The organism is Mycobacteriales bacterium, from assembly GCA_035533475.1.
GTDB lineage: Bacteria > Actinomycetota > Actinomycetes > DATLTS01 > DATLTS01 > DATLTS01.
Genome location: DATLTS010000048.1, coordinates 20,556 through 36,055 on the forward strand (window position 1 = coordinate 20,556; position 15,500 = coordinate 36,055).

At 66.6% G+C, this 15,500-nt stretch carries 10 protein-coding genes and 1 pseudogene; all 11 read left to right on the top strand.

Going from position 1 to position 15,500, the window contains the following annotated elements; translation table 11 throughout:
* Positions 1 to 78: 78 nt before the first annotated feature.
* The 11 genes and pseudogenes from VNG13_11675 (at position 79) to rplD (ending at position 15,420) form a co-directional block, all read left to right on the top strand.
* Complete coding sequence (locus VNG13_11675) at positions 79 to 570, top strand: hypothetical protein (GenBank protein ID HVA61173.1); 492 nt, start codon at positions 79 to 81, stop codon at positions 568 to 570.
* Between the two features lie 19 nt (positions 571 to 589).
* A complete protein-coding gene (locus VNG13_11680) occupies positions 590 to 1,609 on the top strand; it encodes a hypothetical protein (protein HVA61174.1) in 1,020 nt (339 codons plus the stop codon).
* Positions 1,610 to 1,816: 207 nt separating this feature from the next.
* Positions 1,817 to 5,251, top strand: a complete 3,435-nt coding sequence (gene rpoB / locus VNG13_11685) for a DNA-directed RNA polymerase subunit beta (GenBank protein HVA61175.1) — start codon at positions 1,817 to 1,819, stop codon at positions 5,249 to 5,251.
* 47 nt (positions 5,252 to 5,298) lie between these two features.
* Positions 5,299 to 9,288 (top strand): DNA-directed RNA polymerase subunit beta', encoded by a 3,990-nt coding sequence (locus VNG13_11690; GenBank protein HVA61176.1) that lies wholly within the window; start codon positions 5,299 to 5,301, stop codon positions 9,286 to 9,288.
* Positions 9,289 to 9,500: 212 nt separating this feature from the next.
* Complete coding sequence (gene rpsL / locus VNG13_11695; GenBank protein ID HVA61177.1) at positions 9,501 to 9,875, top strand: 30S ribosomal protein S12; 375 nt, start codon at positions 9,501 to 9,503, stop codon at positions 9,873 to 9,875.
* Positions 9,875 to 10,345: a 30S ribosomal protein S7 gene (rpsG, locus tag VNG13_11700; protein HVA61178.1), complete on the top strand. Its 471-nt coding sequence runs from the start codon at positions 9,875 to 9,877 to the stop codon at positions 10,343 to 10,345. Before rpsL ends, rpsG begins: the two co-directional genes overlap by 1 nt.
* A gap of 32 nt (positions 10,346 to 10,377) precedes the next feature.
* Positions 10,378 to 12,474, top strand: coding sequence for an elongation factor G (gene fusA / locus VNG13_11705; protein HVA61179.1), 2,097 nt, complete (start codon positions 10,378 to 10,380; stop codon positions 12,472 to 12,474).
* 57 nt (positions 12,475 to 12,531) lie between these two features.
* Positions 12,532 to 13,725 carry an elongation factor Tu gene (gene tuf, locus VNG13_11710; GenBank protein HVA61180.1) on the top strand — a complete coding sequence of 398 codons (1,194 nt, stop codon included), beginning with the start codon at positions 12,532 to 12,534 and terminating at the stop codon, positions 13,723 to 13,725.
* Between the two features lie 90 nt (positions 13,726 to 13,815).
* On the top strand, positions 13,816 to 14,124 hold the full coding sequence (rpsJ, locus tag VNG13_11715) for a 30S ribosomal protein S10 (GenBank protein HVA61181.1): 309 nt from the start codon (positions 13,816 to 13,818) through the stop codon (positions 14,122 to 14,124).
* 13 nt (positions 14,125 to 14,137) lie between these two features.
* Positions 14,138 to 14,803, top strand: a complete 666-nt coding sequence (rplC, locus tag VNG13_11720) for a 50S ribosomal protein L3 (GenBank protein HVA61182.1) — start codon at positions 14,138 to 14,140, stop codon at positions 14,801 to 14,803.
* Positions 14,800 to 15,420: pseudogene (gene rplD, locus VNG13_11725) on the top strand (50S ribosomal protein L4). Before rplC ends, rplD begins: the two are co-directional and overlap by 4 nt.
* The last annotated feature ends 80 nt before the right edge of the window (positions 15,421 to 15,500 follow it).

A 15,500-nucleotide genomic window follows, 5' to 3' on the forward strand; every position in this document is an offset into this window, starting at 1 on the left:
CGACGGCTTCGACCGTCCAGCCCGAGGGAGCGCATGGCCGTCTCGACCGATGCTCTCCTGCCGCGCCGGAGTCCCGCCGTGCCGGCTCTCGCGGGCCTGTTGGGTGTGCTCGTCGCGGGAATCATCGCGCTCGCCGTCTTCGTGGGCCTCTGGTCTGACCGGCTCTCGTCGCTGCGCTCGACGGTGTCCGCCGAGCAGGCCCTGCTGGCCACCGCGCGGCAGGAGGTCTTGAACTTCACCTCATTCGACTTCCGAAAGCTGGACGGCGAGTTCGCGCTCGTATCTGCGGAATCGACCGGCCCCTTCAAGGCTGACTTCATCAAGAACGAGGCCTCCGTCCGCGCCAACTTCATCGGCAACAAGCTGGTCTCCCAAGGCCGCATCGACGATGCCGCCATAGCTACCTCTGGCGGCAGCACCGCCACCCTCATCGTCGCCGGCGAGGACTACGTTCAGGTACTGGGCGGTACTGCGGATACCAACCCCCTTCGGCTCCGGCTGGTCGTCGTCATGGTGCGGACGAACGGGCATTGGCTGCTCGACTCGGTCCGCGACGTGGACAGCTCGTGATCCCGGGCCCGGTGATCAGATGAGCGACGAATCCGCGAGGCGCCGCAGAATCCGGGTGGCCGGGCAACCGGTGCGGCCGGATCGGGCGGCCAGGGATCCGGACGAGGGCGAGCCGGAACAGCCCGAGGCCGAGGCCGGGCCCGCTGCCGCCGAGCCACAGGAGCCGCAGATCCCGCCGCGACCTGCGGAGGCGGAGCCGGAAGCCGATAGCGCCCCGACGATCACTGAGACGATCACTGAACCGACATCCGCCCCGCTGGCCGACCCGGTTCCCGCGCCGCTAGGTGACGAGTTCGAACCGCACAGTGACGAAGCGGTGCGGGTGCCGGAGCTGCCGCCGGAGACGGATCTGCCGCCGCCCCCGGAGCCGGACATCTCGTCTGAGCCGGAGCCCGAACCGGAGCCGGAGCCGGAGCCGGAGCCCGAACCGGAACCGGAACCGGAACCGGAGCCGGAGCCGGAAGCCCCTCCCGGGGGCACGGGCGACCTCGCGCCGCAAGCGGCCGAGGTTGCGGACGACGAGGACGCCCCGGCGGTGATCCCCCCGCGGGACCCCAGGCTCGCCCCCCTGCTGGTAGCGATCGGGATCGCCGCCCTGCTGGCCGTCGGGCTCGGCGTCGTAGGGTTCTTGATCAAGGGAAGGCTTGATCCGTTGAGCTCCGCGAGCAGTTCGCGGATCCAGGTGCTCCAAGCGGCCGAGGCCGGGGCGACGGCCGTCATCTCGGTCGACTACCGGCATCTCGGCCGCGACGTCGCCAACGCCAACGCCTACCTCACCCCCGCGTTCCGGGCGGGGTACGACAAGTTCCGCGGTCAGATCGAAGCCACCTACCTGACGAACCACTCGGTGATCGTCAGCCAGGTGATCATCGGCGGAGTCCGTGATCTCACGGCCAATCAGGGCTTCGTGCTGCTGTTCCTCAACCAGTTGACGACCGGCACGGCCGAGGCAGCCGGCCGCTTGGACCGGGACCGGGTCTTGGTGACCATGGTCAAGCAGAACGGCCGCTGGCTCGTGTCCGGCCTCCAGGCGCTCTGAGCGGCAGCGATTCCCGGCGAGCCTGGTTGACGATTCCGGCCCGACCCGCCATCCTCGTCCTAGCAGTGACAACAGCAGCCCGGCAGCTCGACGTGGCTCGCCTCGACAGCGGTGTGCCTTATGGCTACACTGCACCTCTGCGCTGCCTTCTGACGACCTCGCCTTGTGGCGGGTCGTCCGGCGTGCGCGCGCTTCGCCCGCGAGCACTTGGAAGGACCCCTCTTGGCCCCCTCGCGCACCGCTTCGACCAGCCCCTCGCGTACCGACTCCGGACGGATCTCGTTCGCCAAGATCCGTGAGCCGCTCGAGGTCCCGAACCTCCTGGCCCTGCAAACCTCGTCCTTCGACTGGCTGATCGGCGCGGAGGCATGGCGCGCCGAGGCTGGGCCGGACGTGATCCCGGGTCTGGAGGAGATCCTCACCGAGATCAGCCCGATCAAGGACTTCTCCGAGTCGATGTCCCTCGAGTTCCGGGAACCCCGGCTGGAGGAGCCCAAGTACTCCATCGAGGAGTGCAAGGACAAGGACATGACGTACTCGGCGCCGCTGTTCGTCATCGCCGAGTTCACGAACAACGAGACCGGTGAGATCAAGAGTCAGACGGTCTTCATGGGGGACTTCCCGTTGATGACGACGGGCGGCACGTTCATCATCAACGGCACCGAGCGCGTTGTCGTCTCCCAGCTCGTCCGGTCGCCCGGCGTCTACTACGAGCGCACCCTCGACAAGACTTCGGACAAGGACGTGTACGGCTGCAAGGTGATCCCCTCCCGGGGCGCCTGGCTCGAGTTCGAGGTCGACAAGCGGGACACCGTCGGGGTCCGGATCGACCGTAAGCGCCGGCAGCCGGTCACGGTCCTGCTCCGGGCGCTCGGCTGGGACAACGCGCGGATCCTCGAGCGCTTCGGCGACTTCGAGTCCATGCGGATCACCCTGGATAAGGACCACACCCAGACCCAGGACGAGGCGCTGGTCGACATCTATCGCAAGCTTCGTCCCGGCGAGCCGCCGACGCGAGATGCGGCCGATGCGCTCCTGACGAATCTTTACTTCAACGAGAAGCGCTACGACCTGGCCAAGGTCGGTCGATACAAGGTGAACAAGAAGCTCGGCCTCAGCCTCCCGCACTCGACGGGCACGCTGACCGAGGACGACGTCGTGGCTGCGATCGACTACATCGTCCGGCTCCACGCCGCAGAGCCGGGCTTCGAAACCGACGACATCGACCACTTCGGCAACCGGCGGCTGCGTACCGTCGGGGAGCTGATCCAAAACCAGGTCCGGATCGGTCTGGCTAGGATGGAGCGGGTCGTCCGCGAACGAATGACGACTCAGGACGTCGAGGCGATCACGCCGCAGACCCTGATCAACATCCGCCCTGTGGTTGCGTCGATCAAGGAGTTCTTCGGCACCAGCCAGCTGTCCCAGTTCATGGACCAGACCAACCCGTTGGCGGGCCTGACGCACAAGCGGCGGCTGTCCGCGCTCGGCCCTGGCGGTCTGTCGCGGGAGCGCGCGGGATTCGAGGTCCGCGACGTGCACCCGAGCCATTACGGGCGGATGTGTCCGATCGAGACGCCGGAAGGCCCGAACATCGGCCTGATCGGGTCACTTTCCACCTACGCAAAGGTGAACTCCTTCGGGTTCGTGGAGACCCCCTACCGGAAGGTCAAGAACGGCAAGGTCACCGACCAGATCGACTACCTGACCGCCGACGAAGAGGATCGCTACGTCATCGCGCAGGCGAACGCTCCGCTCACGACCGACGGCAAGTTCGCCGAGGTGCGGGTCCTGGTTCGTAAGAAGGGCGGCGAGGTCGACTACCTCGAGCCGGCGGCTGTCGACTACATGGACGTCTCGCCGCGGCAGATGGTGTCTGTTGCCACGGCCATGATCCCGTTTCTCGAGCATGACGACGCGAACCGGGCCCTGATGGGATCGAACATGCAGCGCCAGGCCGTGCCCCTGCTGCGCAGCGAGGCCCCGCTGGTCGGCACCGGCATGGAACAGCGCGCCGCCAAGGACGCTGGGGACGTGGTAGTTGCCGAGCAGGCCGGCGTCGTCGAGGACATGTGTGCCGACTACATCACGATCCACCACGACGACGGGACCCGCCGGACCTACCGATTGGCCAAGTTCCGCCGGTCCAACCAGGGCACCTGCATCAATCAGAAGCCCATGGTCCACGACGGGGAGCGGGTGGCGGCCGGGCAGGTCATCGCCGATGGGCCGTGCACTGCGAACGGGGAGATGGCGCTCGGCAAGAACCTGCTGGTGGCGTTCATGCCCTGGGAGGGCCACAACTACGAGGACGCGATCATCCTGTCTCAGCGGCTGGTCCAGGACGATGTGCTGTCCTCGATCCACATCGAGGAGCACGAGGTCGACGCCCGGGACACCAAGCTGGGTCCCGAGGAGATCACCCGAGACATCCCGAACGTGAGCGAGGAGGTCCTCGCGGACCTCGACGAGCGGGGGATCATCCGGATCGGGGCGGAGGTCGGGCCCGGGGACGTTCTAGTCGGCAAGGTCACCCCCAAGGGGGAGACCGAGCTCACCCCCGAGGAGCGGTTGCTCCGGGCGATCTTCGGCGAGAAGGCCCGCGAGGTGCGAGACACCTCGCTCAAGGTGCCGCACGGCGAGTCCGGCAAGGTGATCGGTGTCCGGGTGTTCAGCCGGGATGAGGGCGACGAGCTGCCGCCCGGAGTCAACGAGCTGGTCCGGGTCTATGTCGCCCAGAAGCGCAAGATCACCGAAGGCGACAAGTTGGCCGGGCGGCATGGCAACAAGGGCGTTATCGCGAAGATCCTGCCGCAGGAGGACATGCCGTTCCTCGAGGACGGCACCGCGGTCGACATCGTGCTCAACCCGCTCGGAGTGCCGGGTCGGATGAACGTCGGGCAGGTGCTGGAGACCCACCTCGGCTGGGTGGCGAAGACCGGCTGGAAGATCACCGGCCGCTCGGAACCGTGGCAGAAGCGGCTCGCCGAGGTGGATGCGCTCGAGGCGTCTCCGGACACCTTGCTGGCGACCCCCGTCTTCGACGGTGCCCGCGAGGAGGAGGTGACCGGGCTGCTCGATGCGACATTGAGCAACCGCGATGGTGTTCAGCTGATCGGCCGGGCGGGGAAGGCGAACCTCTTCGATGGCCGAACCGGTGAGCCCTTCCGGGAGCCGATCGCGGTCGGTTACATCTACATTCTCAAGCTGCTCCACCTGGTGGATGACAAGATCCACGCCCGGTCTACCGGCCCTTACTCCATGATCACGCAGCAGCCGCTCGGCGGAAAGGCGCAGTTCGGCGGGCAGCGGTTCGGCGAGATGGAAGTCTGGGCCCTCGAGGCGTACGGGGCCGCCTACGCGCTGCAGGAGCTGCTCACGATCAAGTCCGACGACGTCCTGGGCCGGGTCAAGGTCTACGAGGCGATCGTCAAGGGCGAGAACATCCCGGAGCCGGGGATTCCGGAGTCGTTCAAGGTGCTGATCAAGGAGATGCAGTCGCTGTGCCTGAACGTCGAGGTGCTCTCCAGTGACGGCATGCAGATCGAGATGCGTGACACCGACGAAGACGTCTTCCGCGCTGCGGAAGAACTGGGTATCGACCTCAGTCGTCGTGAACCGTCGTCTGTCGAGGAGGTCTAGCTCCTCCTCACCCGACGGACCACGACGAGACCTAGGAGAAAAGCACTGTGCTGGACGTCAACTTCTTCGACGAGTTGCGCATCGGCTTGGCGACCGCGGACGACATCCGTCTGTGGTCGCACGGGGAGGTGAAGAAGCCGGAGACGATCAACTACCGCACGCTCAAGCCGGAAAAGGACGGGCTCTTCTGCGAGAAGATCTTCGGCCCCACCCGGGACTGGGAGTGCTACTGCGGGAAATACAAGCGGGTCCGGTTCAAGGGCATCATCTGCGAGCGCTGCGGCGTCGAGGTGACCCGGGCGAAGGTGCGCCGGGAACGCATGGGCCACATCGAGCTCGCCGCGCCGGTCACCCACATCTGGTACTTCAAGGGCGTGCCTAGCCGGCTCGGCTATCTGCTCGATCTCGCCCCCAAAGACCTCGAGAAGATCATCTATTTCGCGGCGTACCTGGTTACCGAGGTCGACGACACGGCTCGCCATCGCGACCTGCCCAGTGTCGAGGCCCAGATCTCGGTCGAGAAGCAACGGATCGAAGCCAAGCGTGACGCGGACATCGAAGGGCGGCAGAAGAAGAGCGAGGCCGACCTCGCCGAGCTGGAGGCCGAAGGCGCCAAAGGCGATGTCCGGCGCAAGGTGCGCGACGGGGCGGAGCGCGAGATGCGCCAGCTCCGGGATCGCGCGCAGCGCCAGCTCGACGAGCTCGACGCCGTTCTCGACGAGTTCAAGAAGCTGGCGGTCAAGCAGCTGATCCCGGATGAGCGGGTTTACCGCGAGCTCCGCGACCGGTTCGCCAAGGGCGTTAAGGACGCCGCGGGGAACTGGAAGACCCCTCCCGGGACGATGGGCGAGTACTTCGAGGCCGGGATGGGCGCCGAGTCGCTGAAGAAGCTGCTCGAGGGGTTCGACCTCGAGGCCGAGGCCGAGTCGCTGCGAGAGACCATCCGCAGCGGTAAGGGCCAGAAGAAGGCCCGAGCGCTCAAGCGCCTCAAGGTCGTATCGGCGTTCCTCAACACCCGAAACTCACCGATGGGGATGGTCCTGGACTGCGTCCCGGTCATCCCGCCGGATCTGCGTCCGATGGTCCAGCTCGACGGTGGCCGGTTTGCGACGAGTGACCTCAACGACCTCTATCGGCGGGTCATCAACCGGAACAACCGTCTCAAGCGATTGCTCGACCTCGGGGCTCCGGAGATCATCGTCAACAACGAGAAGCGGATGCTCCAGGAGGCCGTCGACGCGCTGTTCGACAACGGTCGCCGAGGCCGCCCGGTCACCGGACCCGGGAATCGGCCGCTGAAGAGCCTGTCCGACATGCTCAAGGGCAAGCAGGGCAGGTTCCGGCAGAACCTGCTCGGTAAGCGGGTCGACTACTCGGGCCGTTCGGTGATCGTCGTCGGTCCGCAGCTGAAGCTGCATCAGTGCGGGCTGCCCAAGCAGATGGCGCTCGAGCTGTTCAAGCCCTTCGTCATGAAGCGGCTGGTGGACCTCAACCACGCGCAGAACATCAAAAGCGCCAAGCGGATGGTGGAGCGGGCCCGGCCGGTGGTATGGGACGTTCTCGAGGAGGTGATCGGGGAGCACCCGGTACTGCTCAACCGCGCCCCGACGCTGCACCGACTGGGCATCCAGGCGTTCGAGCCGCAGCTCGTCGAGGGCAAGGCGATCCAGATCCATCCGCTGGTCTGCACGGCCTTCAACGCCGACTTCGACGGGGACCAGATGGCCGTGCACCTGCCGCTGTCGGCGGAGGCTCAGGCCGAGGCTCGGATTCTCATGCTCTCGAGCAACAACATCCTTTCGCCGGCACACGGCCGACCGATCACCTCACCGACCCAGGACATGGTGCTCGGGCTGTTCTACCTGACGACGCATCGGGAGGGGACCGCCGGCGAGGGCCGGGTCTTCTCGTCCGTGTCCGAGGCGATCATGGCGCACGACGCCCGTGGGCTCGATCTGCAGGCACTGATCAAGATACGGCTCCGGGACGTGCCGGACGTTGACCGTGGGACGGAGCTCGCGGCGCGGCCCTTCGCCATGCCTGAGGACGCGCAGCCGGGCGCGCCGCTGCTGCTCGAGACCACGTTGGGCCGATGCCTGTTCAACGAGACATTGCCCGTCGACTACAAGTTCGTCGATTACGAGGTCCGCAAACCCCAGCTATCAGAGATCGTCAACGACCTGGCTGAGCGTTACCCGAAGGTCCAGGTGGCGGCCACCCTCGACGCGCTGAAGGAGGCCGGTTTCCACTGGGCCACTCGCGCCGGGGTCACGATCGCGATCGACGATGTCGTGACGCCGCCGGAGAAGGCGGCGATCCTCGAGAAGACCGAGATCCAGGCGGACAAGGTTCAGAAGCAATTCGAGCGGGGGGTCATCACCGATGACGAGCGCCGCCAGGAGCTGATCGAGATCTGGACTCGGGCGACTGCTGAGGTCGCCCAAAAGATGGAAGAGAACTTCCCGAAGTACAACCCGGTCGCGATGATGGTGGGCTCAGGCGCGCGCGGGAACATGATGCAGGTTCGGCAGATCGCTGGTATGCGGGGACTGGTCGCGAACCCGAAGGGCGAGATCATCCCCCGGCCGATCAAAACCAACTTCCGCGAAGGCCTGACCGTGCTCGAGTACTTCATCTCGACGCACGGGGCCCGAAAGGGATTGGCGGACACCGCCCTGCGTACCGCCGACTCGGGGTATCTGACCCGGCGTCTGGTCGACGTCAGCCAGGACCTCATCGTCCGTGAGGACGATTGCGGGACCGAGCGCGGGATCGTCATGCCGATTGCCATGGTGGGTCGCGACGGTCAGCTGCGTCGTGATGACGACGTCGAGACCGGTGTCTACGCCCGCACCCTGGCCGAGGACGTGACGGTCGGCAAGAAGACCCTCGCCTCCGCCGGTACCGACCTCGGTGATCTGCTGATCAGCGAGCTCGTGACGGCGGGCGTCGAGCAGATCAAGGTCCGCAGCGTGCTGACCTGCGAGTCCAAGGTCGGGACGTGCGCGCTGTGCTACGGCCGCTCCCTGGCGACCGGAAAACTCGTCGACGTCGGCGAAGCGGTCGGCATCATCGCTGCCCAGTCGATCGGTGAGCCGGGTACCCAGCTCACCATGCGGACCTTCCACACCGGAGGGGTCGCCGGCGAGGACATCACCCACGGCCTGCCCCGCGTGGTCGAGTTGTTCGAAGCGCGCAAACCCAAGGGCGTGGCTCCGATCACAGAGGTCGCGGGCCGGGTGCACATCGAGGAGACCGACAAGCTCGCGAAGTTCGTCGTCGTCCCCGATGACGGGAGCGACCCGAAGGAATACCCGCTACTCAAGCGCATGCTCGCCTGGCGCTGGTACGACGCTGAGCAGGAGCGGGACCGCGGCCAGTGGCGGGTGGAGGAGGGACAGCACGTCGACGTCGGAGCGCAGCTGCACGCCGGCGCGGTCGATCCCCACGAGGTGCTCCGGATCCTCGGCCCCCGCCAGGTTCAGCTGCATCTGGTCAAGGAGGTCCAGGAGGTCTACCGGTCCCAGGGTGTGTCGATCCACGACAAGCACATCGAGATCATCATTCGGCAGATGCTCAAGCGGGTGAACGTTCTGGAGTCCGGGGATGCCGACCTGCTACCCGGAGAGCTCGTCGAGCGTCCGCGTTTCGAGGAGGAGAACCGCCGGGTCGTCGCCGAGGGCGGCACTCCGGCGTCCGCCCGGCCGGTGCTGATGGGCATTACCAAAGCGTCGCTGGCGACGGAGTCCTGGCTTTCGGCGGCGAGCTTCCAGGAGACCACCCGGGTGCTCACCGACGCGGCCATCCACGCCCGCAGCGACTCGCTCGTCGGGCTCAAGGAGAACGTCATCATCGGCAAGCTCATCCCGGCCGGAACCGGGATCAGCCGCTACCGCAACGTGCGGGTCGAGCCGACCGAGGAGGCGAAGGCGGCCGCGTACACTATGGGTGCCTACGACGACGGCGAGTACAACTTCGGGACCGGCTCGGGGCAGGCCATCCCGCTGGACGAATTCGACTACCGGGAGTACCGCTAGCCGGGATCGTCCCAGGCTTTGACCGGGCGCTGAAGGCTCGGTAGGGTATGCCCTTGTGCTCGGGGTCACCCGGGCCTTCCCGGCACGCCCCACGAGGGGTGGCGCCGACCCTTCTCCTCCGACGCATCCAAGCGTGGGCGGAGCCCGCTCGGGCGACACACCCGACCGCGGGGGTCGGTGCCGGGAGCCGCACGAGAGACGACGGAGAAACGTTGCCCACGATCCAGCAACTGGTCCGCAAGGGCCGGCAGGACAAGGTCGACAAGACCAAGACCCCGGCGCTCAAGGGCAGTCCTCAGCGCCGTGGCGTGTGCACGCGCGTCTATACGACGACGCCGAAGAAGCCGAACTCGGCGCTGCGCAAGGTCGCTCGGGTACGGCTCACCAGCGGTGTCGAGGTGACGGCCTACATCCCCGGCGTCGGTCACAACCTCCAGGAGCACTCGATCGTGCTCGTGCGTGGCGGCCGGGTGAAGGACCTGCCGGGGGTCCGCTACAAGATCGTCCGCGGGTCGCTGGACACCCAGGGCGTCCGCGGGCGCAAGCAGGCCCGCAGTCGCTACGGAGCGAAGAAGGAGAAGAGCTGATGCCCCGCAAAGGCCCGGCTCCCCGCCACCCCGTCCTCGTCGACCCGGTGTATAACTCGCCGCTGGTCACCACCCTGGTCAACAAGGTGCTGCTCCGCGGCAAGCGCTCGCGGGCGCAGAGCATCGTCTACGAAGCCCTCGAGGGCTGCCGGGCCAAAACCGGCGGCGATCCGGTGATCACCCTCAAGCGGGCGCTGGACAATGTGAAGCCGACCCTCGAGGTGAAGAGCCGGCGGGTGGGCGGCGCGACGTACCAGGTCCCGGTCGAGGTCCGGGCCGGCCGCAGCACGACCTTGGCGTTGCGCTGGCTGGTCAGCTACTCCCGGCAGCGCCGGGAGAAGACGATGACCGAGCGGTTGATGAATGAGCTGCTCGACGCGAGCAATGGCCTGGGCGCCAGCGTCAAGCGGCGCGAGGACACCCACAAGATGGCCGAGTCCAACAAGGCCTTCGCGCACTACCGCTGGTAACTACCGACACTGGGAGAGAGACGCAACGCATCGTGGCCACTGACGTCGTCGCCACCCTCGCCAAGGTCCGCAACATCGGGATCATGGCGCATATCGACGCGGGCAAAACCACGACGACCGAGCGGATCTTGTTCTACACCGGTATCAACTACAAGATCGGCGAGGTCCACGAGGGCAACGCCACGATGGACTGGATGCCACAGGAGCAGGAACGCGGCATCACGATCACCTCGGCTGCCACCACGGCGGAGTGGAACGGCCACATCATCAACATCATCGACACGCCGGGCCACGTCGACTTCACCGTGGAGGTCGAGCGCTCCCTGCGGGTGCTCGACGGGGCGGTAGCCGTCTTCGATGCCGTGGCCGGCGTGGAACCGCAGTCCGAAACCGTGTGGCGCCAGGCTGACCGCTACAGCGTGCCGCGGATCTGCTTCGTCAACAAGATGGACCGGGTCGGTGCCGAGTTCCACCGGACCGTCGACATGCTCGTGACTCGCCTCGCCGCGACGCCGCTCGTCGTCCAGCTGCCCTGGGGGGTCGAGAGCGACTTCAAGGGCGTCATCGACGTCGTCGACATGCGTGCGCTGCTGTGGCAGACCGAGGGCAAGGGTGACAAGTTCGACGTCGTCTCGATCCCGGCCGACCACGCGGAGGCCGCCCGGGAGTGGCGCGACAAGCTCATCGAGACCGTTGCCGAGAACGATGACGAGCTGATGGAGCTCTACCTCGAAGGCCGCGAGCCGGGGCGGGACCAGCTGGTTGCCGGGATCCGGAGGGCGACGATCGCGAACAAGCTCACGCCGGTCCTGTGCGGGAGCGCGTTCAAGAACAAGGGTGTCCAGCCGATGCTCGACGCGGTCGTTGACTACCTACCGAGCCCGCTGGACGTCGAGGCGGTTACCGGGCATGCGGTCGGCAACGAGGAGACCCTCCTGACCCGGGTACCGGGTGAGAACGAGCCGTTCTCCTCGCTGGCCTTCAAGATCATGAGCGACCAGCACCTTGGCAAGCTCACCTACATCCGGATTTACTCCGGCCGGCTGGAGGCCGGCACCCAGGTCCTCAACGCGACCAAGGGGCGAAAAGAGCGGATCGGCAAGATCTACCAGATGCATGCGAACCATCGCGAGGAGCGGCACGCGACCGGTGCCGGTCAGATCGTTGCCGTGATGGGGCTCAAGGACACAACCACCGGTGACACCCTCTGCGATCCTGCCAATCCGGTGATCCTGGAGTCGATGAACTTCCCGGCGCCCGTGATCGCGGTGGCGATCGAACCGAAGACCAAGGCGGACCAGGAGAAGCTCGGAACCGCCATTCAGCGGCTGGCGGAGGAGGACCCGACCTTCCAGGTGCGCAACGACGAAGAGACCGGTCAGACGATCATCTCCGGGATGGGTGAGCTGCACCTCGACGTGCTCGTCGACCGGATGCGTCGCGAGTTCAAGGTCGAGGCCAACGTCGGCAAGCCACAGGTCGCCTATCGGGAGACGATCCGACGCAAAGTGGCCAAGGTCGAGTACACGCACAAGAAGCAGACCGGCGGGTCCGGGCAGTTTGCCCGGGTCCTCATCGACATCGAACCGTCCGGTGGCGACGGTGGTGGTTATGAGTTCGTCAACAGCATTACCGGCGGCCGGATCCCGCGGGAGTACATCCCGGCCGTCGACGCCGGCTGCCAGGAGGCCATGGAGTTCGGCGTGTTGGCCGGCTACCCACTGGTGGATGTCAAAGTGACGCTCCGGGACGGTGCCTACCACGAGGTCGACTCGTCCGAACTGGCCTTCAAGATCGCCGGCTCCATGGCGTTCAAGCAGGCCGCGCGGCAGGCCGACCCGGTCATCCTTGAGCCGCTCATGGCGGTCGAGGTGACCACCCCCGACGACTTCATGGGCGAGGTCATCGGGGACCTCAACTCCCGGCGAGGGCATATCCAGGCGATGGATGAGCGGGCCGGCGCCCGGGTCGTGCGGGCCCTGGTGCCGCTCTCCGAGATGTTCGGCTACGTCGGGGATCTGCGGTCCCGGACCCAGGGCCGAGCGAGCTACAGCATGCAGTTCGAGTCGTACTCGGAAGTGCCGCAGAACATCGCAAAAGAGATCATCGCCAAGGCACACGGCGAGTAACCCCGTCCATCAGCTTCAGTCGTCGTAGGGCGAAAGACCGTCCACAGGAGGACAGCAGTGGCGAAGGCCAAGTTCGAGCGGACCAAGCCGCACGTCAACATCGGGACCATCGGTCACATTGACCATGGCAAGACGACGCTCACGGCGGCGATCACCAAGGTCTTGCATGACCAGCATCCCGAGCTGAACCCCTTCACGCCGTTCGACCAGATCGACAAGGCGCCCGAGGAGAAGGCTCGTGGCATCACGATTTCGATCGCCCACGTCGAATACCAGACCGACAACCGGCATTACGCACATGTCGACTGCCCGGGGCACGCCGACTACATCAAGAACATGATCACGGGCGCTGCCCAGATGGACGGCGCGATCCTCGTCGTCTCCGCGGCGGATGGGCCGATGCCGCAGACCAAGGAGCACGTGCTACTCGCCCGGCAGGTCGGCGTTCCCTACATCGTCGTCGCGTTGAACAAGGCCGACGTCGTCGACGACGAGGAGATCCTCGAGCTGGTCGAGCTCGAGGTACGCGAGCTGCTCAGCCAGTACGAGTTCCCGGGTGACGACGTCCCGGTGGTCCGGGTCTCCGCGCTCAAGGCCCTCGAGGGTGACGCCAAGTGGGGCGAGTCGATCCTCGAACTGATGAAGGCGGTGGACGAGTCCATCCCCGAGCCGGTCCGGGATATCGACCGGCCCTTCCTAATGCCGATCGAGGACGTCTTCACGATCACCGGCCGCGGCACTGTCGTCACCGGCCGGGTCGAGCGTGGGATCGTCAAGGTGGGCGAGACCATCGAGATTGTCGGAATCCAGGAGAAGGTGCAGACGACGACCGTCACCGGCGTCGAGATGTTCCGCAAGTTGCTCGACGAGGGTCGCGCCGGCGACAACGTCGGGCTCCTCCTGCGGGGTACCAAGCGCGAGGAGGTCGAGCGGGGCCAGGTCATCTGCAAGCCGGGCTCGATCACCCCGCACACCGACTTCGAAGCTCAGGTCTATGTCCTCAGCAAGGACGAGGGCGGCCGGCACACGCCGTTCTTCAACAACTACCGGCCACAGTTCTACTTCCGGACGACTGACGTGACCGGCGTGGTCACGCTGCCGGAGGGGACCGAGATGGTCATGCCGGGAGACAACACCGAGATGAAGGTCGAGCTGATCCAGCCGATCGCCATGGAGGACGGCCTGCGCTTCGCGATCCGCGAGGGCGGCCGCACCGTCGGCGCGGGTCGGGTCACCAAGATCATCAAGTAGTTCGACCCCGGAGCAGCGGTGGCGACACCGGCCACCGCTCCGGGTACCGAAAGCCTGGCGGCAACACCGAGGACAAGGACGTACGAGACGATGGCGGGACAGAAGATCCGCATCAGGCTCAAGGCCTACGACCACGAGGTCATCGACAGCTCGGCGCGCAAGATCGTCGAGACCGTGACCCGCACCGGCGCGCAGGTGGCCGGGCCGGTGCCGCTGCCGACCGAGAAGAACATCTACTGCGTGATCCGCTCGCCGCACAAGTACAAGGACTCGCGCGAGCACTTCGAAATGCGTACGCACAAACGACTCATCGACATCATCGATCCCACCCCCCGCACGGTCGACTCGCTGATGCGGCTCGACCTGCCGGCCGGGGTGGACATCGAGATCAAGCTCTAGGGATCGCCGCGACATGGCCACATCAATCCAGGGCGTCCTGGGCGAAAAGCTCGGGATGACGCAGGTCTTCGACGAAGCGAACCGGATCGTGCCGGTGACGGTCGTCAAGGCCGGACCGTGCGTCGTCACCCAGGTCCGCACGCCCGAACGCGACGGCTACGCCGCCGTCCAGCTCGGCTACGGCGCGATCGATCCGCGTCGGGTCACCAAGCCGGTGACCGGTCACTTCCGAAAGGCCGGGCTTCCGCCGCGCCGCCACCTCGTCGAGGTCCGCACCTTCGATGCATCGACGTACACGGTCGGTCAGGAGGTCACCGCCGAGGTGTTCAGTGCGGGTGCGCGGGTCGATGTGGTCGGAACCAGCAAGGGCAAGGGGTTCGCCGGGCCGATGAAACGGCACAACTTCAAGGGCCTCGGCGCCGGCCACGGGGTCGAGCGCAAGCATCGCTCACCGGGTTCGATCGGTGCCTGCGCGACGCCGTCCCGAGTTTTCAAGGGAACCCGGATGGCCGGTCGCCTCGGTGGCGTGCGGACAACGACGCTGAACCTCACCGTGCACGCAGTGGACGCCGAGCGGGGCCTGCTCCTCATCAAGGGGGCGGTGCCAGGGCCCACCGGGGGCCTCGTCCTGGTCCGGACCGCCGTCAAATCCGGCGTCGTCACCGGAGGCGCGCAGTGACCAGCCTCAACGTGCTCTCCGTGACCGGTGACCCAGCCGGCGCCGTGGACCTGCCGGCCGACATCTTCGACGTCCAGGTGAACGTGCCGCTGATCCACCAGGTGGTGGTTGCCCAGCTGGCCGCGGCCCGGCAGGGTACGCACGACACCAAGACCAGGGGCGAAGTACGCGGCGGTGGGCGCAAGCCATACCGGCAAAAGGGGACTGGTCGTGCTCGGCAGGGCTCGACCCGGGCGCCGCAGTTCGCCGGTGGTGGTGTAGTCCACGGGCCCACGCCTCGGGACTACGCGCAGCGCACTCCCAAGAAGATGAAGGCTGCGGCTCTGCGCGGCGCGTTGTCGGACCGGTCGCGCCATGGCCGTCTGCACGTTGTCGCCGGTTTCGTCGACGGTGAGCTGCCGTCGACCAAGTCGGCGGTCCTCGCGTTGACCCGGATCACCACAGCCCGGCATCTGCTCGTTGTCGCCGAGCGGCACGACGAGTTGACCTGGAAGAGCCTGCGCAACGTCGCCAGCGTTCACTTGATCGCCCCGGACCAGCTCAACGCCTACGACGTTTTGGTCAGCGACGATGTGGTGTTTACGGAGTCGGCGCTGGCAGCGTTCCTCGCCGGCCCACGTCGGGGGCGGTCGGTGACCGGGACGGCCCGGGAGAGCGAACTCGGCGAGCCGCAGGACGATGCGGCCGAGGCCGTCGT

Excerpts from the sequence above, each read along its gene's own strand:
- VNG13_11680 (HVA61174.1), top strand. The coding sequence starts at position 590 with ATGAGCGACGAATCCGCGAGGCGCCGCAGAATCCGGGTGGCCGGGCAA.
- rpsG (HVA61178.1), top strand. The coding sequence starts at position 9,875 with ATGCCCCGCAAAGGCCCGGCTCCCCGCCACCCCGTCCTCGTCGACCCG.
- rpsJ (HVA61181.1), top strand. The coding sequence starts at position 13,816 with ATGGCGGGACAGAAGATCCGCATCAGGCTCAAGGCCTACGACCACGAG.
- rplC (HVA61182.1), top strand. The coding sequence starts at position 14,138 with ATGGCCACATCAATCCAGGGCGTCCTGGGCGAAAAGCTCGGGATGACG.